The 19,172-nt window shown below is 57.3% G+C and carries 19 protein-coding genes and 2 tRNA genes; all 21 read left to right on the top strand.

The window, feature by feature from the left end:
• Positions 1–156: 156 nt before the first annotated feature.
• The 21 genes from tpiA to infC all read left to right on the top strand — a co-directional run bounded on the left by tpiA (position 157) and on the right by infC (position 19,084).
• Positions 157–867 carry a triose-phosphate isomerase gene (gene tpiA, locus BR41_RS05020; RefSeq protein ID WP_035053456.1) on the top strand — a complete coding sequence of 237 codons (711 nt, stop codon included), beginning with the start codon at positions 157–159 and terminating at the stop codon, positions 865–867.
• A 57-nt stretch (positions 868–924) separates the two neighbouring features.
• Positions 925–1,266, top strand: a complete 342-nt coding sequence (gene secG, locus BR41_RS05025; RefSeq protein ID WP_035053458.1) for a preprotein translocase subunit SecG — start codon at positions 925–927, stop codon at positions 1,264–1,266.
• A 22-nt stretch (positions 1,267–1,288) separates the two neighbouring features.
• A tRNA-Leu gene (locus BR41_RS05030) sits at positions 1,289–1,373 on the top strand.
• An 88-nt stretch (positions 1,374–1,461) separates the two neighbouring features.
• On the top strand, positions 1,462–1,830 hold the full coding sequence (locus BR41_RS05035) for an NADH-quinone oxidoreductase subunit A (protein ID WP_035053460.1): 369 nt from the start codon (positions 1,462–1,464) through the stop codon (positions 1,828–1,830).
• A gap of 5 nt (positions 1,831–1,835) precedes the next feature.
• On the top strand, positions 1,836–2,336 hold the full coding sequence (locus BR41_RS05040; RefSeq protein ID WP_035053461.1) for a NuoB/complex I 20 kDa subunit family protein: 501 nt from the start codon (positions 1,836–1,838) through the stop codon (positions 2,334–2,336).
• 7 nt (positions 2,337–2,343) lie between these two features.
• Complete coding sequence (locus tag BR41_RS05045; protein WP_035053463.1) at positions 2,344–2,937, top strand: NADH-quinone oxidoreductase subunit C; 594 nt, start codon at positions 2,344–2,346, stop codon at positions 2,935–2,937.
• Entirely contained in the window at positions 2,927–4,183 is a 1,257-nt protein-coding gene (locus BR41_RS05050) for an NADH-quinone oxidoreductase subunit D (protein ID WP_035053464.1), read from the top strand. The genes BR41_RS05045 and BR41_RS05050 overlap by 11 nt, the downstream gene beginning before the upstream one ends.
• A gap of 14 nt (positions 4,184–4,197) precedes the next feature.
• Positions 4,198–4,671, top strand: coding sequence for an NADH-quinone oxidoreductase subunit NuoE (gene nuoE, locus BR41_RS05055; protein ID WP_035053807.1), 474 nt, complete (start codon positions 4,198–4,200; stop codon positions 4,669–4,671).
• A gap of 1 nt (position 4,672) precedes the next feature.
• Positions 4,673–5,962, top strand: coding sequence for an NADH-quinone oxidoreductase subunit NuoF (gene nuoF, locus BR41_RS05060; protein ID WP_035053466.1), 1,290 nt, complete (start codon positions 4,673–4,675; stop codon positions 5,960–5,962).
• A 41-nt stretch (positions 5,963–6,003) separates the two neighbouring features.
• Positions 6,004–8,301 (top strand): NADH-quinone oxidoreductase subunit NuoG, encoded by a 2,298-nt coding sequence (gene nuoG / locus BR41_RS05065; protein WP_035053468.1) that lies wholly within the window; start codon positions 6,004–6,006, stop codon positions 8,299–8,301.
• Positions 8,302–8,311: 10 nt separating this feature from the next.
• Positions 8,312–9,364: an NADH-quinone oxidoreductase subunit NuoH gene (gene nuoH, locus BR41_RS05070; RefSeq protein ID WP_035053471.1), complete on the top strand. Its 1,053-nt coding sequence runs from the start codon at positions 8,312–8,314 to the stop codon at positions 9,362–9,364.
• A 16-nt stretch (positions 9,365–9,380) separates the two neighbouring features.
• Complete coding sequence (nuoI, locus tag BR41_RS05075) at positions 9,381–9,869, top strand: NADH-quinone oxidoreductase subunit NuoI (RefSeq protein ID WP_035053473.1); 489 nt, start codon at positions 9,381–9,383, stop codon at positions 9,867–9,869.
• Positions 9,870–9,881: 12 nt separating this feature from the next.
• Positions 9,882–10,520 (top strand): NADH-quinone oxidoreductase subunit J, encoded by a 639-nt coding sequence (locus BR41_RS05080; RefSeq protein WP_035053475.1) that lies wholly within the window; start codon positions 9,882–9,884, stop codon positions 10,518–10,520.
• Between the two features lie 15 nt (positions 10,521–10,535).
• On the top strand, positions 10,536–10,841 hold the full coding sequence (gene nuoK, locus BR41_RS05085) for an NADH-quinone oxidoreductase subunit NuoK (RefSeq protein ID WP_035053478.1): 306 nt from the start codon (positions 10,536–10,538) through the stop codon (positions 10,839–10,841).
• A 36-nt stretch (positions 10,842–10,877) separates the two neighbouring features.
• Positions 10,878–12,923, top strand: a complete 2,046-nt coding sequence (gene nuoL, locus BR41_RS05090; RefSeq protein ID WP_035053480.1) for an NADH-quinone oxidoreductase subunit L — start codon at positions 10,878–10,880, stop codon at positions 12,921–12,923.
• Positions 12,924–12,973: 50 nt separating this feature from the next.
• Positions 12,974–14,473, top strand: coding sequence for an NADH-quinone oxidoreductase subunit M (locus tag BR41_RS05095; RefSeq protein WP_035053482.1), 1,500 nt, complete (start codon positions 12,974–12,976; stop codon positions 14,471–14,473).
• A 28-nt stretch (positions 14,474–14,501) separates the two neighbouring features.
• Positions 14,502–15,956 carry an NADH-quinone oxidoreductase subunit NuoN gene (nuoN, locus tag BR41_RS05100; RefSeq protein WP_035053486.1) on the top strand — a complete coding sequence of 485 codons (1,455 nt, stop codon included), beginning with the start codon at positions 14,502–14,504 and terminating at the stop codon, positions 15,954–15,956.
• 5 nt (positions 15,957–15,961) lie between these two features.
• A complete protein-coding gene (locus BR41_RS05105; RefSeq protein ID WP_035053488.1) occupies positions 15,962–16,255 on the top strand; it encodes a DUF2818 family protein in 294 nt (97 codons plus the stop codon).
• An 86-nt stretch (positions 16,256–16,341) separates the two neighbouring features.
• Positions 16,342–16,418, top strand: a tRNA-Val gene (locus BR41_RS05110).
• A 192-nt stretch (positions 16,419–16,610) separates the two neighbouring features.
• Positions 16,611–18,515, top strand: a complete 1,905-nt coding sequence (gene thrS / locus BR41_RS05115; RefSeq protein WP_035053491.1) for a threonine--tRNA ligase — start codon at positions 16,611–16,613, stop codon at positions 18,513–18,515.
• Between the two features lie 56 nt (positions 18,516–18,571).
• Entirely contained in the window at positions 18,572–19,084 is a 513-nt protein-coding gene (gene infC, locus BR41_RS05120; protein ID WP_444541684.1) for a translation initiation factor IF-3, read from the top strand.
• Positions 19,085–19,172 lie beyond the last annotated feature (88 nt).

Raw genomic sequence — 19,172 nt, forward strand, 5'->3', positions numbered from 1 at the left:
AATATTACAAGTCCATCGCAAGTCCGTATTAGGAGTGATCAGCGGTGCGGGATCGGCTGAGAGAGCGTCGCAGTGCGGCGACAAAGATGTAAGCTGGTTTGACGCTGCTGCGGTGCGGGAATAGAATTTTGTGTTTTCCAAAGCGGGCGGAATGGAATGGCACGACAACTCGTGATCGGCAACTGGAAGATGCACGGCAGCGTCGGGCAGATTCGCACTGTGTTGCCAGAGCTGGTTCGCGCCGAGCTGGGGGCCAACGTCGGCGTGTGCGTCCCGTTCCCATACCTTGCCTTGGCGAAGTCACTACTGGCGGATACGCCTGTGCAGCTTGGCGCTCAAGATGTTTGCGAGTTCCATATTGGTGCGTACACCGGTGAAGTCTCGCCAGCCATGCTGGCCGATGTGGGTTGTGAAATGGTGATCATCGGCCATTCCGAGCGGCGACGTTATTTCAACGAAACCAGCGAAATGGCTGCGCGCAAGGTCAATGCTGCATTGGATGGCGGTTTATTGCCGGTCTATTGCGTCGGCGAGACGCTCGAACAGCGTCAGAAGGGCGTCGCACGCGAAATCATTTCCGAAGAATTGCAAGTGCTCGCCGGCGTGCCGACGAGCCTGTATACGGTTGCCTATGAGCCGGCTTGGGCGGTTGGAACCGGTATCGTGGCGACACCGGATCAAATTGCTGAAATGCATGATTTCATCAAGCAGACACTCGATGCGCGTACAAGGGTGCTGTATGGCGGTAGCGTGAAGGCCGATAATGCCGCGACAGTGCTGGCGACCGATGGGGTCGACGGCGTATTGGTCGGTGGTGCTGCGCTCTCTGCAACCGAGTTCCTGAATATCTGTCGGCATGCCCGCTGACATTGCCAAAACCAGTGTTACGGCGCTAGAATTCGCGCCGAATTTATAGAGAAAAAAATGGAATTCCTGAAAACCCTTATTCTTGTCATTAACGTGCTTTCCGCGCTGTCGGTGATCATTCTGGTCCTGATGCAGCACGGTAAAGGTGCTGACATGGGCGCTGCTTTCGGTAGCGGCTCCGCAGGTAGTCTCTTCGGATCCTCTGGCTCGGCTAACTTTCTGAGCCGCAGCACGGCAGTTGCCGCCTCCGTATTCTTTGTGTCCTGCCTTGGGCTGACCTTGATGATCGTGCCCTCCAAGGGCAGCTCGCTCGGCGTGATGAGCGGTGTCAAGGCGCCTGTAGCAAGCGCTGTCCAGCAGCAGCCGGCCTCTCCGGTGCAGAACAAGATCCCCGAATAATTTCTCGGGCAGTCCAGAACAAGCCGACATGGTGAAATTGGTAGACACGCTATCTTGAGGGGGTAGTGGCTGCGGCTGTGTGAGTTCGAGTCTCACTGTCGGCACCATCTCTGTAGCGGCCGGTGTGCGTCACCGGCGTGCAAAAATAATAAAAAACAGAACTATTTTCTTTTTGATTGTTACCGGGGATTCACGATGTTGCAGAACTATTTCCCCATCTTGCTGTTTATCGTCATTGCCTCGGTGGTCGGTGTTTTGCCGATGGCGCTTGGTAAGGCGGTCAGCATGGTGCTGGGAACCAACAAGCCGGATCCGGCCAAGCTCTCGCCCTATGAGTGCGGCTTTGAGGCGTTCGAAGATGCGCGCATGCAGTTCGACGTGCGCTATTACCTCGTCGCCATTCTCTTCATTCTGTTCGATCTCGAAGTCGCCTTCCTCGTGCCATGGGCCTTGGTGCTCAAGGAAATCGGTTCTTTCGGTTTCTTCTCCATGATGATTTTCCTGGCCGTCCTGGTTGTTGGCTTCATCTACGAGTGGATGAAGGGCGCGTTGGAGTGGGAGTAAACGAGATGAATGCACAAACTCTGGAAAACAAGGGTTTCATTACGACTACCGTCGATACGGTCGTCAACTGGACCCGTACCGGCTCGCTGTGGCCGATGACCTTCGGTCTCGCCTGTTGTGCGGTCGAGATGATGCACGCCGGCGCGGCGCGCTATGACCTCGACCGTTTCGGCATCGTATTTCGCCCGTCCCCCCGTCAGTCTGACTTGATGATTGTTGCTGGCACCCTGTGCAACAAGATGGCACCAGCCTTGCGCAAGGTCTATGACCAGATGCCCGAGCCACGCTGGGTGCTCTCGATGGGCTCCTGTGCCAACGGTGGCGGCTATTACCACTATTCATATTCTGTTGTGCGCGGTTGTGATCGCATCGTGCCGGTCGATGTTTATGTGCCGGGTTGCCCGCCGACAGCTGAGGCGCTGCTCTACGGTCTGATCCAGCTGCAAAACAAGATCAAGCGTACCAACACCATTGCACGGGCCGGTTTCTTGGCTCGTCAGGCGTGAGGACGGTATGGCTAAGCTCAATACTCTGATCGACAGTTTGAACGCCGTATTTGGCGACAAGCTCGTTAGCCTCAAGACTGATCTGGATGAAGTCACCATCGAGATTGGCGCTGCAAACTGGCTGGAAGCGGCCAAGACGCTGCGTGATCATGCTGAACTTCGTTTCGAAGCCTGTGTAGATGTCGCTGGCGTCGATTACAGCACCTACAAAGACGGCATCTGGGAAGGCCAACGCTTTGCGTCGGTCTACCATTTGCTGTCGTACGCGCATAACTGGCGTGTTCGCGTGCGCGTGTTCGCGCTGGATGATGATTTCCCGGTCATCGCCTCTGTGGTTGATGTCTGGTCTGGCGTGAACTGGTTCGAGCGCGAAGCGTTCGACCTCTATGGTCTCGTCTATGAAGGTCATCCGGATCTGCGTCGCATCCTCACCGACTACGGTTTTGTCGGTCATCCGTTCCGCAAGGATTTCCCGCTCTCCGGCTACGTCGAAATGCGTTACGACGCCGAGCAAGGGCGCGTGATCTACCAGCCCGTCACCATCGAACCGCGCGAAATCACCCCGCGCATCATTCGCGAGGAGAATTACGGTGGCGTCTGAAATCCGTAACTACACGCTTAACTTCGGTCCGCAGCACCCGGCTGCGCACGGCGTATTGCGCCTCGTGCTCGAACTCGACGGCGAAGTCGTCGAACGCGCCGACCCGCACATCGGCCTGCTGCATCGCGCCACCGAAAAGCTGGCTGAATCCAAGACCTATATCCAGTCGCTGCCATATATGGATCGTCTCGACTACGTGTCGATGATGTCCAACGAGCACGCGTACTGCATGGCGATAGAGAAGCTGGTCGGCATCGAGGTCCCGGTCCGTGCCCAATACATCCGCGTGATGTTCGACGAGATCACCCGCATCCTGAACCACTTGATGTGGATCGGTGCGCACGGCCTCGATTGCGGCGCCATGACCATCTTCCTGTACGCCTTCCGCGAGCGCGAAGACCTGATGGACTGCTATGAAGCGGTTTCGGGCGCGCGTATGCATGCGGCTTACTATCGGCCGGGTGGCGTCTACCGCGATCTGCCGGATGTGATGCCGCAATACAAGGCGTCCAAGGTACACAACGCCGCCGCGATCAAGAAGATGAATTCGAACCGCGAAGGTTCGCTGCTCGACTTCATCGAAGACTTCACCAACCGCTTCCCGACCTATGTCGACGAGTATGAAACCTTGCTCACCGACAACCGGATCTGGAAGCAGCGTACCGTCGGCATCGGCGTACTGACGCCGGAACGCGCCATGAATCTTGGCCTGACCGGCGCGATGCTGCGTGGCTCCGGCATCGCTTGGGATCTGCGCAAGAAGCAGCCGTACGAAGTCTACGAAAAAATGGATTTCGACATTCCGGTGGGCAAGAACGGGGACTGCTATGACCGTTACTTGGTCCGCGTGGAAGAAATGCGCCAGTCCAACCGCATCATCAAGCAGTGTGTGCAGTGGCTGAAAGCAAACCGGGGCCCGGTCATCGTCGACAACCACAAGGTGGCACCGCCATCGCGTGTCGACATGAAGTCGAACATGGAAGAGCTGATTCACCACTTCAAGCTCTTCACCGAAGGCATGCACGTGCCGGAAGGCGAGGCCTACGCGGCCGTTGAGCATCCGAAGGGCGAGTTCGGCATTTACATGGTATCCGACGGCGCCAACAAACCATACCGCCTGAAGATTCGCGCCCCTGGCTTTGCGCACCTCGCATCGCTGGACGAAATGGCGCGTGGTCACATGATCTCCGACGTGGTCGCGATCATCGGCACGCAAGATATTGTATTTGGGGAGATTGACCGCTGATGAGTGCGAACAATCTGTTGACGCCAGAGTCGCTGGCGCAAATTGACCGCGAACTGGCGAAGTACCCGGCAGATCAACGCCGTTCCGCCATCATGGGCGCGCTGCGTATCGCGCAGACTGAAAAGCGTCACCTGACCAACGAGTTGATCGAATACGTCGCTGACTATGTTCGTATTCCGCCGGTCGCCGCTTATGAAGTCGCCAGCTTCTACAACATGTATGACATGAAGCCGGTCGGCAAATACAAGCTGACCGTCTGCACCAACTTGCCCTGTGCTTTGTCCGGCGGTTATCAGGCGGCTGATTATCTGAAGCAAAAGCTCGGCATCGACATCGGCGAAACCACAGCTGATGGCAAGTTCACGCTGAAGGAGGGCGAGTGCATGGGCGCTTGCGGTTATGCGCCGGTGATGCTGGTGAACAACCACACCATGTGCAATCACATGACGCCTGAGGCGCTCGACAAGAAACTGGCGGAGCTCGAATAAGATGACCGTGTATGTAAAAGGCGTCGTGTTCGAAGGCGTTGATTTTGACGATCCGAACAGCTGGAAACTCGATGCATATGTGAAGCGCGGCGGTTATGCGGCGCTCAAGAAAATCATTGAAAACAAGATCACCCAAGACGAAATCATCGCCGAGATGAAGGCGTCCAGCCTGCGTGGTCGCGGTGGTGCGGGTTTCCCGACCGGCCTGAAGTGGTCCTTCATGCCGCGTAGTTTTCCGGGGCAGAAATACCTCGTCTGCAACACGGACGAAGGCGAGCCGGGCACCTTCAAAGACCTCGATATCATGGTCAACAACCCGCACGCGCTGATCGAAGGCATGATCATCGGCGGCTACGCCATGGGCATCACCGTTGGTTACAACTACATCCACGGTGAAGTGTTCGAAGCCTATGAACGCTTTGAAGAAGCACTGGAAGAAGCGCGTGCGGCCGGTTTCCTTGGCGACAAGATTCTCGGTTCCGATTTCTGCTTCCAGTTGCACGGTCATCACGGTTACGGCGCTTATATCTGCGGCGAAGAAACCGCGTTGCTCGAATCGCTGGAAGGCAAGAAAGGCCAGCCGCGCTTCAAGCCGCCGTTCCCGGCGAGCTATGGCCTGTATGGCAAGCCGACCACCATCAACAACACCGAAACATTCGCATCGGTGCCGTACATCATTCGTGAGGGCGGCCAGAAGTTTCTGGAACTGGGCAAGCCGAACAACGGTGGCACCAAGCTGTTCTCGGTATCCGGCCATGTGAACCGCCCGGGCAACTACGAGGTTCCGCTCGGCCTGCCGTTCAGCGAGTTGCTGGAAATGTGCGGCGGCATGCGTGATGGCAAGAAGCTGAAAGCCGTCATTCCGGGGGGCTCGTCTGCCCCGGTTTTGCCGGCCGATATCATGATGCAATGCACGATGGACTATGACTCCATCGCCAAGGCCGGCTCGATGCTCGGTTCTGGCGCGGTGATCGTCATGGACGAATCCGTCTGCATGGTCAAAGCGCTTGAGCGTCTGAGCTACTTCTACCACGAAGAATCCTGCGGCCAATGTACGCCGTGCCGCGAAGGCACTGGCTGGCTGTATCGCGTGGTGCACCGCATCGAACACGGTCTGGGCCGTCCGGAAGATCTGGACCTCCTGCTGTCCGTTGGCGGCAACATCGCAGGTCGCACCATTTGTGCGCTGGGCGACGCTGCCGTGATGCCGGTGCAAGGGATGCTCAAGCACTTCCGCGCTGAATTCGAACACCACATCCAACACAAATCCTGCCTGGTTCCGGGCTTCTGATTTGGGTCGGTTTAAAAATTTGCCATTGAATCGAGTCGATCATGCTGGAAATTGAAATCGACGGTAAGACTTTGACAGTGCCGGGCGGTAGCACGGTGATGGACGCGGCGAACTCCGTCGGCGTGCACATCCCGCATTTCTGCTACCACAAGAAACTGTCGATCGCCGCCAACTGCCGCATGTGCCTGGTCCAGGTCGAGAAAGCGCCCAAGCCGCTGCCCGCCTGTGCCACGCCCGTGACCGACGGCATGAAGGTCTACACGCACTCTGATATGGCCGTGAAGGCCCAGAAGGGCGTGATGGAGTTTCTGCTCATTAATCACCCGCTCGATTGCCCGATTTGCGATCAGGGCGGCGAGTGCAACCTGCAGGACTTGGCGGTTGGCTATGGTCAATCCGGCTCGCGCTATCAGGAAGAAAAGCGCGTGGTCGTGAACAAGGACTTGGGCCCGCTCGTCTCCACTGACATGACGCGCTGCATCCACTGCAGCCGCTGCGTGCGCTTCACCGAAGAAATCGCCGGCTTCCAGGAGCTGGGCATGGGTGGCCGTGGCGAATTCACCGAAGTATTGCCTTTCATTGGCAAAACGGTGAACTCAGAAATTTCCGGCAACATCATCGATTTGTGCCCGGTCGGCGCGCTTACCAGCAAGCCGTTCCGCTACAGCGCCCGCACGTGGGAGCTGTCCCGTCGCAAGAGCGTCGCTGCACACGATGGCTTGGGTTCCAACCTCGTCGTGCAAGTGAAGGATCACAAGATCAAGCGCGTGCTGCCGCTGGAAAACGAAGCCATCAACGAATGCTGGCTGTCCGATCGCGATCGCTTCAGCTACGAAGCGCTGAACTCGGATGAGCGTCTGACCAAGCCGCTGATCAAGCAGGGCGGCGTGTGGCAAGAAGCTGACTGGCAAACCGCGCTCGAATATGTCGCCAATGGCCTGAAGTCGGTTGTCGCTGATCACGGCGCGGATAGCGTCGCTGGCGTGGCGAATCAAGCTGCTACCCTGGAAGAGCTGTTCCTGTTCAAGAAGCTGCTCGCCGGTGTTGGCGTGCACAACGTCGAGTCCCGCCTGCGTGTAACCGATCCGGTTGCCACCAAGGGTGTGCAGTGGCTGGGGCAGTCGATTGCCGATCTCGCGCAAAACAATGCCGTGCTGGTTGTTGGTTCTACGCTGCGCAAGGATCAGCCACTGATCGCACAACGTCTGCGTCAGGGCGTCAAACGTGGTCTTGCGCTCTCCATCGTCAATTCGCACGGTGACGATCTGCTCACCAAGCTGGCTGGAGAAGTCGTTACTCGCCCGGATCAACTGGTGGAAGGCGTGCTGGCTGTACTGAAGGCTGCCGTCGAGTTGAAGGGTGCCACTGCTCCCGCGAATATCGATCTGGTTGGCGTTGAAGTGACGGCCGCCGCGAAGCAAGTTGCTGAATCGTTGATCGGCAAGGAAAGCACTTCAGTGTTGCTCGGCAACCTCGCTATGCAAAACGCCCGTGCTTCCGAGCTTTACGCAGCTACTGCTGCGCTGGCTGAAGTTGTTGGTGCGAAGCTGGGTGTGCTGTCGGACGCGGCCAATAGCGTTGGCGCGCAACTGCTGGGCTTCCAAGGTGCCGGCAACGTGTTTGCCCAGCCGAAGAAAGCCTACGTGCTGCTCAATGCTGAAGCTGATTTCGATACCGCTAACGGTGCCGAAGCAGTCGCCGCGCTGGAAAAGGCCGAAATGGTCGTGGTGATGTCGCCGTTCCAGTCGTGCGCATTTGATTACGCCGACGTGATCCTGCCGGTTTCGCCGTTCTCCGAAACCTCCGGCACCTTCGTCAACATGGAAGGCCTGCCGCAAAGCTTCAATGGCGTGGTGCGCCCGCTCGGCGAAACCCGTCCGGCGTGGAAGGTGTTCCGTGTGCTCGGCAACCTGCTGGGTCTGGAAAACTTCCACTACAACAGTTCGGAAGAAATCCGCGATGAAATCCTGGCTGCCGGTATCGATGGCAAGCTGGATAACGCACCCGCTGCGGCTGTCACCGTCAAGGCGCAAGCTGCTTCCGGTCTGGTTCGTCTGGCCGAAGTGCCGGCGTATCAGGTGGATGCCATCACCCGCCGTGCTACCAGCTTGCAAGCAACTGCCGATGCGCAAGTCGCTGGTCAATTGCGTGCAAATGCAGCCACCCTGGCATCGCTGGGCGTTGCCGCTGGTGATCAAGTGCGTGTGAGCCAAGGTGGCGAGGCGCTACTGGTTGCGGTGGAAGACAAGAAGCTCGCCGATCAGGTCCTGCGTGTGCCGCTGGCATCGCCTGCTACCCGCAATCTGGGTGCCGGTGTGATCACGGTTACCAAGGCATAAGGGGAAAAGCATGGAATTCTTTCACACCACGCTTGGCCTCAACGAAACCTTGGCCTTCTTTATCTGGACCCTGCTCAAGATCGTTTGCATCGTTGCGCCGATCTTTGGCGCCGTGGCTTACCTCACGCTCGCTGAGCGCAAGGTAATCGGCTACATGCAGATCCGGATCGGCCCGAACCGGGTCGGCCCGTTCGGTCTGCTGCAACCGATCGCCGACGGCGTGAAGTTGCTGCTGAAGGAAATCATCGCGCCGACTGCTGCCAGCAAGGGTTTGTTCTTCCTGGCCCCGGTCATGGTGCTGATGCCAGCATTGGCCGCTTGGGCGGTTGTGCCGTTCTATCCGGGCTTCGTGCTGGCAGATGTGAACGTCGGTCTGCTGTACGTGATGGCGATTACTTCGATGGGCGTTTACGGCGTGATTCTCGCCGGTTGGGCGTCCAACTCGAAGTACGCGTTTCTCGGTGCAATGCGCGCTGCGGCACAGGTGATCTCATACGAACTGGCGATGGGTTTCGCGCTGATTGGCGTGATCATGGTGTCCGGTTCGCTGAACCTCACCGACATCGTCAACCAGCAGGGTCATGGCATGGCCGGCGGTTCGGTCTTCTCCTGGAACTGGTTGCCGCTGCTGCCGCTGTTCGTGGTCTATTTCATCTCGGGTATCGCCGAAACCAACCGCGCCCCGTTCGATGTGACTGAAGGCGAGTCGGAAATCGTCGCCGGCCACATGATCGAATACTCGGGCATGGGCTTCGCGCTGTTCTTCCTGGCTGAATACGCCAACATGATCCTGATCTCCGCCATGGCGTCGGTCATGTTCCTTGGCGGCTGGCTCAGCCCGTTCCCGGCCAGCGTGCCGTTCCTCGGCCACGCGAGCTTCCTGTGGTGGGTGCTGAAAGTCGCCTTCCTGTTGTTCTGCTTCTTGTGGTTCCGCGCAACATTCCCGCGTTACCGTTATGACCAGCTGATGCGCCTGGGTTGGAAAATCTTTATCCCGGTCACCTTGGTGTGGATCGTATTGGTTGGTGCCTGGATGCAAACCCCGCTGACGCTGTGGAAGTAGGGCGAGGAGAATAGACATGGAAAAAATCAATCATTTCTTCAAGACCTTCCTGCTGGTCGAGCTCGTCAAGGGGCTGATGCTCACTGGGCGACACTTCTTCCAGCGCAAGATCACCGTCCAGTTCCCGGAAGAGAAAACCCCGTACAGCCCGCGTTTCCGTGGTCTGCATGCACAGCGTCGCTACGCCAACGGCGAAGAACGCTGCATCGCCTGCAAGCTGTGCGAGGCGGTTTGTCCGGCGCTGGCGATCACGATCGAATCTGAAACGCGTGATGACGGTACCCGCCGCACTTCGCGTTACGACATCGACCTGACCAAGTGCATTTTCTGCGGTTTCTGCGAAGAAGCCTGTCCGGTGGATGCGATCGTTGAAACGCATATCCTCGAATACCACGGCGAAAAGCGCGGCGATCTGTATTACACCAAGCCGATGCTGCTCGCGATCGGCGACAAGTACGAAAGCGAAATCGCAGCCAACAAGGCTGCGGACGCCAAGTACCGCTAACAGGGATCAGTCATGACCGAAGCTATTTTCTTTATCTTTTCGATCGTCCTGATTGCTGCCGCGTTTGGCGTGATCGCGTCCAAGAACCCGGTGCACGCTGCCTTGTACCTTGTGCTGTCGTTCTTTACCGGTGCAGTGCTGTGGATGCTGATCAAGGCCGAGTTCCTGGCCGTGTCGCTGGTGGTCATCTACGTCGGCGCAGTCATGGTGCTGTTCATCTTCGTAGTGATGATGCTCGACATCAATTTCGAAGAGCTGCGCAAGGGCTTCTGGCAGTACGTGCCAGTGGCCGGCACGGTCGCTGCGATCATGGCAGTGGAAATGGTGATGGTGCTGATGCACCGTGCTGCTGCGATCGATGGCGCGAAACTGCCTGATCCGGCACCGGGCTACAACAACGCCAAGGTGTTGGGTGAGTTGATTTACACCCAGTACTTCCTGCCGTTCCAGTTGGCGGCCGTGATCTTGCTGGTTGGTATGATCGCCGCGATTGCGCTCACCTTGCGCAAGCGCAAGAACACCAAGTACATCAACCCGGCTGTCCAGATCAAGGTGAAGCGCGACGACCGTCTGCGCATCGTCTCTGTTCCGGTCGAAGCCCGTCCCTCCGTCGAGCCGCCCAAAGCGGATGACGGCGAACAACAAGCATAAGGGGCAGGGGAGACAATGCTCACACTGACTCATTACCTGGTGCTGGCGGCGATCCTGTTTGCGATCTCCGTATTCGGCATCTTCATGAACCGCAAGAATCTCATCGTGTTGCTGATGGCAATCGAATTGATGCTCTTGGCGGTCAACATCAACTTCATCGCGTTTTCGCAGTTCCTGGGTGACGCATCCGGCCAGATCTTCGTGTTCTTCATCCTGACCGTGGCGGCCGCTGAATCCGCCATTGGCTTGGCGATTCTGGTGGTGCTGTTCCGCAACCTGCGCTCGATCAACGTCGAAGACCTTGACTCTCTCAAGGGCTGACCGGGCCGCCGGCAAGATTAAAAACAGGGCTTACCCATGGATATGAAAACAATTTACTTGCTGATTCCGCTTGCGCCTTTGTTTGGCGCGCTGGTGGCCGGCCTGTTTGGCTGGGCGATCGGTCGTCGTGCCGCGCATACGGTGACGATTGCCGGTGTGGCGGTTGCATTCGCCTTGTCGGCCTACGTGCTCAAGACGCTGGTTGACGGCGGCGCGAACTTCAACGGCACTGTCTACACGTGGATGACCATCAACGGCGTTGATCTGAACGTCGGCTTCCTGGTCGACAAGCTGACCGCGATGATGATGTGCGTGGTGACCTTCGTGTCGCTGATGGTGCACATCTACACCATCGGCTACATGCAGGAAGACCCAGGCTATCAGCGGTTCTTCAGCTATATCTCGCTGTTCACCTTCTCGATGCTGATGTTGGTGATGGCCAATAACTTCGTCCAGCTGTTCTTCGGCTGGGAAGCGGTCGGTCTGGTTTCCTACCTGCTGATCGGCTTCTGGTTCAAGCGCCCGACGGCGACCTTCGCCAACCTGAAGGCGTTCCTGGTCAACCGCGTGGGCGACTTCGGCTTTCTGCTTGGCATCGGTTTGGTACTCGCTTATTTCGGCACGCTCGATTACGCCGAAGTGTTCGCCAAGGCGCCGGCGCTGAAAGATGCCACCATCAACCTGTTCCCGAGTGCCACCTGGTCGTTGATGTCCGTGACTTGCATTCTGCTGTTCATCGGCGCGATGGGTAAGTCGGCACAGTTCCCGCTGCACGTGTGGCTGCCGGACTCGATGGAAGGCCCGACCCCAATTTCCGCGCTGATTCACGCCGCAACAATGGTGACCGCCGGTATCTTCATGGTTGCTCGCATGAGCCCGCTGTTCGAGCTGTCCGATACCGCACTGAACTTTGTAATGGTGATTGGCGCGATCACCGCATTGTTCATGGGTTTCCTTGGCGTGATCCAGAATGATATCAAGCGCATCGTGGCGTACTCGACGTTGTCGCAGCTGGGCTACATGACAGTGGCACTGGGCGCATCGGCTTACTCCGTGGCCGTGTTCCATTTGATGACGCACGCATTCTTCAAGGCACTGCTGTTCCTTGCTGCTGGTTCCGTGATCATTGGCATGCACCATGATCAGGACATCCGCAACATGGGCGGCCTGCGCAAATACATGCCGATTACCTGGATCACGTCGTTGATTGGCTCCTTGGCGCTGATCGGCACACCGTTCCTGTCGGGCTTCTATTCGAAAGATTCGATCATCGAAGCTGTGCATGAGTCGCACCTGCCGGGTGCCGGATTTGCCTACTTCGCGGTTTTGGCTGGCGTATTCGTCACTGCGTTCTACTCATTCCGCCTGTACTTCCGTGTGTTCCACGGCAAGGAACAATGGATGCTGAATCACGATGCGCATCAGCATCACGATGATCATGCAGACGAAGAGGTCTCTGCCGATCACCACCATGGCCTCGGCCCGAACGACAAGCCGCATGAAAGCCCGTGGGTGGTGACCTTGCCGCTGGTGCTGCTGGCCATTCCGTCCGTCTTCATCGGTGCGTTTGGTATTGCCTCGATGCTGTACGGCCACTTCTTCGATGGCGTGATCTTCGTCAATGCCGAGTTGCACCCCGGCATGGAGCATCTGAAGGAAGAATTCCGCAACGCCGCAGCAATGGGTGTGGGTTCGTTTACCCATGCGCCGTTCTGGCTGGCGTTGGCCGGTGTGGTTGTCGCATGGTTCTTCTATATGAAGCGCCCGGATATTCCGGCTGCGATTCAGGCCAAGACCGGCCCGATCAACACGCTGCTCGAAAACAAGTACTACATGGATCACATCTACATCAACGGTTTCGCCGCCTTTGGCCGTGCGCTTGGCACCGTGTTGTGGAAGGTGGGCGATGTGTTGATGATTGACGGTCTGCTGGTCAACGGTTCGGCCAAGGTGGTGGGCTTCTTCTCCAGCGTCGTGCGTCGTTTGCAGACTGGCTACATCTATCACTATGCATTCGCGATGATCATCGGCGCGCTGGTGCTGGTGTCGTGGTGGGTGTTCCGGATTCTGCATTCGCTGTAATCCGCTCCGCGCTCGTAATCGGATTGATGAAATAACAAGTAGGTAAGACTATGACGGGTAAACTTCTGAGCCTCGCGATCTGGCTGCCGATTCTGGCTGGCCTCGTGGTGCTCGCTACCGGTGGGGACAAGCGGGCGAATGTTGCACGCTGGCTCTCGCTGATCGGCGCGCTGGCGGGCTTTCTGGTCACGATTCCGCTCTATACCGGTTTCGATATGCTCAACGGCGGCATGCAGTTCGTTGAGCTGAAGCCATGGATCGAGAGCTACAACATCAACTATCACTTGGGTGTCGACGGCATCTCAATGTGGTTCGTGTTGTTGAACAGCTTCACCACGCTGATGGTGGTGCTGGCCGGCTGGCAGGTGATTGAGCAGCGCGTTGGCCAGTACATGGCTGCGTTCCTGATCATGTCCGGCCTGATCAATGGCGCGTTCATCGCGCAGGACGCGATCCTGTTCTATTGCTTCTTCGAAGCCATGCTGATCCCGATGTACCTGATCATCGGTATCTGGGGCGGCCCGAATCGCGTCTACGCATCGATCAAGTTCTTCCTCTATACCCTGCTGGGCTCGCTGCTCACGCTGGTTGCCTTTATCTACCTGTATTACCAGGCCGATGGCAGCTTCGCGATTGCTGACTTTGCCCGCTTGCCGCTGGGCATGACGGCGCAGACGCTGATTCTGGTTGCATTCTTCTTCGCCTTTGCGGTGAAGGTGCCGATGTGGCCGGTCCACACCTGGTTGCCGGATGCCCACGTTGAAGCGCCGACAGGTGGTTCGATGGTGCTGGCGGCAATTACGCTGAAGCTCGGTGCATACGGTTTCCTGCGGTTTGCATTGCCGATCGTGCCGGATGCCTGCCGCCAATACGCATGGGTGTTCGTGCTGCTCTCGCTGATCGCAGTCGTCTATATCGGTCTGGTTGCACTGGTGCAGACCGATATGAAGAAGCTGGTGGCGTATTCGTCGATCTCGCACATGGGTTTCGTCACGCTGGGCTTCTTCATGTTCGCCGGCGGCACACAGATGAATTCGTTCGCGGTCGAAGGCGCACTGATCCAGATGATTTCGCACGGTTTCGTTTCCGCCGCGATGTTCTTCTGCATCGGTGTGATGTATGACCGTGTGCACAGTCGCAAGATCGCCGATTACGGTGGTGTCGCCAACAAGATGCCGATCTTCGCCTCCTTCCTCATGCTGTTCGCGATGGCCAATTCTGGCTTGCCGGGCACGTCCGGTTTTGTGGGTGAGTTCTCGGTCATCCTGGGCGCAGTGCAAGTGAATTTCTGGTATGCCGTTGCTGGCGCCACCACGCTGATTTTCGGCGCGGCCTATACGCTGTGGATGTACAAGCGCGTGATCTTTGGCGATGTCGCCAACGAACACGTGGCGGAACTGACGGATGTGAACAAGCGCGAGTTCCTTGTGTTGGCTGTGCTGGCCGTCACGGTGCTGGGCATGGGTCTGTATCCGAAGCTGTTTACCGACGTGATGCACGTGTCGGTCAACGACCTGATCTGGCATGTTTCGCAATCGAAACTGCACTAAGAAATACTGAAAATAAAGGGTTTGGAGCATGACCTGGACCAGTCTGAATGCCTCGTTCGCCACGCCGGAAATCTTCCTGCTGTGTGCGGCCTGCGCAATCCTGTTGATCGATCTTTTTGTCAGTAACGCCAAGCGGCACATCACCTATGTGCTGACCTTGGCCGCGCTGGCCGTTACCGCTTACCTGCTGGTGACCAATTACGCTACTCAGCCGCAACTCGCCTTCAACAAGATGTTCGTTGCGGACCCGATTGCGAGCATCTCCAAGCTGGGCATCGTTCTTGGTGTCGCGCTGGTGTTGATCTACGGCCGTGGTTACGCGGCGGCGCGTGGTCTATTCCGTGGCGAGCTGTTCACGCTCACGCTGTTTGCGCTGCTCGGCATGATGGTGATGAGTTCAGCAGTCAATTTCCTGTCGCTATATGTCGGGCTGGAATTGCTGTCGCTGTCGCTCTACGCGCTGGTTGCATTGCGCCGCGAGTCGGTGCAGGCCACTGAAGCGGCGATGAAGTACTTCGTGCTGGGTGCGCTGGCTTCCGGGATGCTGCTCTATGGCATGTCGATGGTTTATGGCGCCACGCAGTCGCTGGATGTGACCGTCATCGCACACAAGATCGTTAGTGGCGAAGCCAACCGCCTGCTGACCGTATTTGGCCTCGTGTTTATCGTGACCGGTATCGGCTTCAAGGTCGGCGCTGTGCCGTTCCATATGTGGGTGCCGGACGTCTACGAAGGCTCGCCGACGCTGATCGCGCAATTGATCGGCTCTGCACCGAAGTTGGCTGCGTTTGCCTTCATCATCCGCATCCTTGCCCAAGGTCTGGAAGGTTTCGCCTTCGACTGGCGTGGCATGCTGGTCGTGCTGGCGGTGCTGTCGCTGGTGATCGGTAACCTGACCGCGATTGCGCAGACCAATATCAAGCGGATGTTTGCGTACTCGACAATCTCGCACATGGGCTTCCTGTTGCTGGGCATTCTGGTCGCCAACCCGATTGGCTACTCCGCTGCATTCTTCTACGCCTTCACTTATGTGCTGACAGCAGCAGCTGGCTTCGGCTTAGTGATGCTGCTGTCGCGTGAAGGCTTCGAGGGTGACCAGATTGCTGACTTCAAGGGCTTGGCCAAGCGCAGCCCGTGGTTCGCCGGCATGATGTTGCTGGTGATGTTCTCGATGGCCGGTATCCCGGTCTTCGTTGGCTTCTTTGCCAAGCTGGCGGTGCTCAAGGCAATCGTGAATCTGGGTATGGTGTGGCTGGCTGTCGTGGCGGTCGCCATGTCGCTGGTCGGCGCGTTTTACTACCTGCGTGTCGTCAAGGTCATGTACTTCGACGAGCCCACCGATAACACGCCGATTGTCGCCGCAGCCGATGCCCGTATCGTGTTGTCGCTCAATTGCCTGTTGTTGTTGGGTATGGGGCTTGCACCGAACTGGTTGCTGGCGAAGCTGGCCGAAGCAGTGCAGTACTCGCTGCTGCCGCTGTAAAGGTCATGCTAGAAGTCGTTTTAATCTGCATATTGGCGGCGCTGGCCGCCAATATGCCTTTTATCTCATCCCGGTTGCTTTTCGGCATTAACTTGGCCGAAAAGCACTTTGGCTGGCGATTGCTGGAATGGGTGGTTTACTACTTGCTGCTCGGCCTCGTTGCCCGATTGCTGGAAGGACGTATCTCGGAAGTCCATTCACAGCATTGGCAGTTCTACGCAACGACGCTGGCGCTGTTTGCCGTCATGGCATGGCCCGGATTCGTCTGGCGTTACTTTTGGCGGAAGCCGGGTATTTGACTGTAATTCGGCGAAATTTGTGCGGAATTTGTCGATTGGGGGCTTGCAGCTCCAGACCGATCCCGCTATAGTTCGCCTTCTTCGTTAGGCACGTAGCTCAGCTGGTTAGAGCACCACCTTGACATGGTGGGGGTCGTTGGTTCGAGTCCAATCGTGCCTACCAACGCGAATTTAGTAAAAGGAATCAAGCTCATGTTTCGAACTAGCACCACTACCCAAAGTTAACCCCGGGTAGCCGTGCGCTGGTCAACAACCAGAGCTTGATGTTAAAAAAGTGCGGCTTGTCCGCACTTTTTTTTTGCCCTGTGCGGGCGCCGAATCTCAAACGCTGTACAACCGGACTTAGGTGGACGATATGCCCACGATCACGCTTCCTGATGGTTCCCAACGCCAATTTGATGCCCCGCTGCGCGTCGCTGATGTCGCAGCCAGCATTGGTGCCGGTCTTGCCCGTGCCGCGCTTGCCGGCAAGGTGGACGGACAGCTGGTCGATACCAGCTACCTGATCGACCGCGATGTGCAGCTGGCCATCATCACTGATCGCGATGCCGACGGTCTCGACGTCATCCGCCATTCGACAGCCCACTTGCTCGCCTATGCGGTCAAGGAGTTGTTCCCGGATGCGCAAGTCACTATCGGTCCGGTCATCGATGACGGCTTTTTCTACGATTTCAGCTACAAGCGCCCGTTTACACCAGAAGACCTCGCAGCCATCGAGAAGAAAATGCTCGAACTGTCGAAGAAAGATATTCCGGTTGAGCGTTACGAATTGCCGCGCGATGAAGCCGTTGCCTACTTCAAGAGCATTGGCGAGGCCTACAAGGCGGAAATCATCGAGAGCATTCCTCAGGGTGAGGTGCTGAGCTTGTATCGCGAAGGCGATTTCACTGACTTGTGCCGCGGCCCGCACGTGCCGTCCACGGGCAAGCTGAAAGTGTTCAAGTTGATGAAGGTGGCCGGTGCCTATTGGCGCGGCGATTCGAAGAACGAAATGCTGACGCGTATCTACGGCACGGCGTGGACGAAGAAGGAAGATCTCGACGCCTATCTGCACCGGCTTGAAGAAGCCGAAAAGCGGGATCACCGCAAGATCGGTCGCGCCTTGGATCTCTTCCATATGCAGGAAGAGGCGCCGGGTATGGTGTTCTGGCATCCCAAGGGTTGGGCGCTGTGGCAGGCGGTCGAGCAATACATGCGTCGCCGTTTGGTCAAGTCGGGCTATCAGGAAGTGCGTACGCCGATGATGATGGATCGTAGCCTGTGGGAGAAATCCGGCCACTGGGAGAACTATCAAGACAATATGTTCGTCACGGAGTCCGAAAAGCGCACTTACGCAGTTAAACCGATGAACTGCCCTGGGCATGTGCAGATTTTCAATAGCGATCTGCGCTCCTATCGCGATTTGCCGCTACGCATGGCCGAGTTCGGCGCTTGTCACCGCAACGAGCCGGGTGGTTCGCTGCACGGTCTGATGCGGGTGCGTGGCTTCACGCAAGATGATGCGCATATTTTCTGTACCGAAGGCCAGTTCATCGAAGAGGCCAAGGTTTTCCACGCGCTGGCAATGAGCGTGTATGACGACTTTGGCTTCGAGCACGTCGCGATCAAGTTGGCACTGCGCCCTGATAAGCGTGCTGGTAGCGATGAAGTGTGGGATCGTGCCGAGGCAGGCCTGCGTGAAGCGTTGCGCGCTTGCGGGGTTGAATGGGAAGAGCTGCCAGGCGAAGGCGCTTTCTATGGCCCCAAGATCGAGTACCACATCAAGGATGCAATTGGTCGTTCCTGGCAGTGCGGTACGCTGCAGCTCGACTTCGTGCTGCCGGAGCGCCTCGGCCCCGAATATGTGGCGGAAGACAATACGCGCCAGCGCCCCGTGATGTTGCATCGTGCGATCGTGGGGTCGATGGAGCGCTTTCTTGGCATCCTGATCGAAAACTTCTCCGGTGCGTTCCCGGCTTGGCTCGCGCCAACGCAAGCGGTGGTGCTGAATATCTCCGAAGCGCAGCGCGAATATGCTGAATCGGTCACGCGTGAACTCAAGGCGACTGGCTTCAGAGTCGAGTCCGACTTGAGAAACGAGAAAATAACCTATAAAATCCGCGAACATAGCTTGCAACGCGTTCCCTTTCAGCTCATCGTGGGCGACAAGGAAAAGGAAGCAGGCTTGGTGGCCGTGCGTAGCCGCAGTGGTGAAGATCTCGGACAAGTCAGCATTGCAGCGTTCATTGAACGTCTGCAAAGCGAATTTCCGGTGATCTGAACCCCGACCGACGCACGGTTTTTGTTTTAACGACTTGGAGAAAAACAATAGCTGCTTTGGATAAAGAGCCGCGCATCAATGGTGAAATCACCGCGCGCGAAGTGCGTCTGCAAGGTGTAGACGGCGAACAACTGGGTATTGTCAGCCTGTATGACGCGATTGCGAAGGCCGAAGAGGCCGACGTCGATCTGGTTGAAATCGCCCCGACGGCCCAGCCGCCGGTATGCCGCCTGATGGACTACGGCAAGTTCAAATACGAGAAATCGAAAAAAGAACATGCCGCCAAGCTCAAGCAGAAGCAGATCCAGGTCAAGGAAGTCAAATTCCGTCCGGGTACCGACGAAAACGACTATCAGGTCAAGCTGCGTAACCTGACCCGCTTTCTTGAGGAAGGCGACAAGGCCAAGATCACGCTGCGCTTCCGCGGTCGTGAAATGGCCCACCAGGAAATCGGCATGGCCCAATTGAAGCGTGTCGAGGCTGATTTGGCCGAGGTCGCGATCGTTGAGCAGTTCCCGAAGCTGGAAGGCCGGCAGATGATCATGATGCTGGCGCCGAAAAAGAAGTAATCGGCGGTAGCAGTCAAGAATAGTGGAGTGGCGACAGCCTCCGCCAAGGTGCCAGAGAATTTTCTGGTGCCGGTTGTCGCAATACGTG

This window comes from Andreprevotia chitinilytica DSM 18519 (assembly GCF_000711875.1).
Taxonomy (GTDB): Bacteria; Pseudomonadota; Gammaproteobacteria; order Burkholderiales; family Chitinibacteraceae; genus Andreprevotia; species Andreprevotia chitinilytica.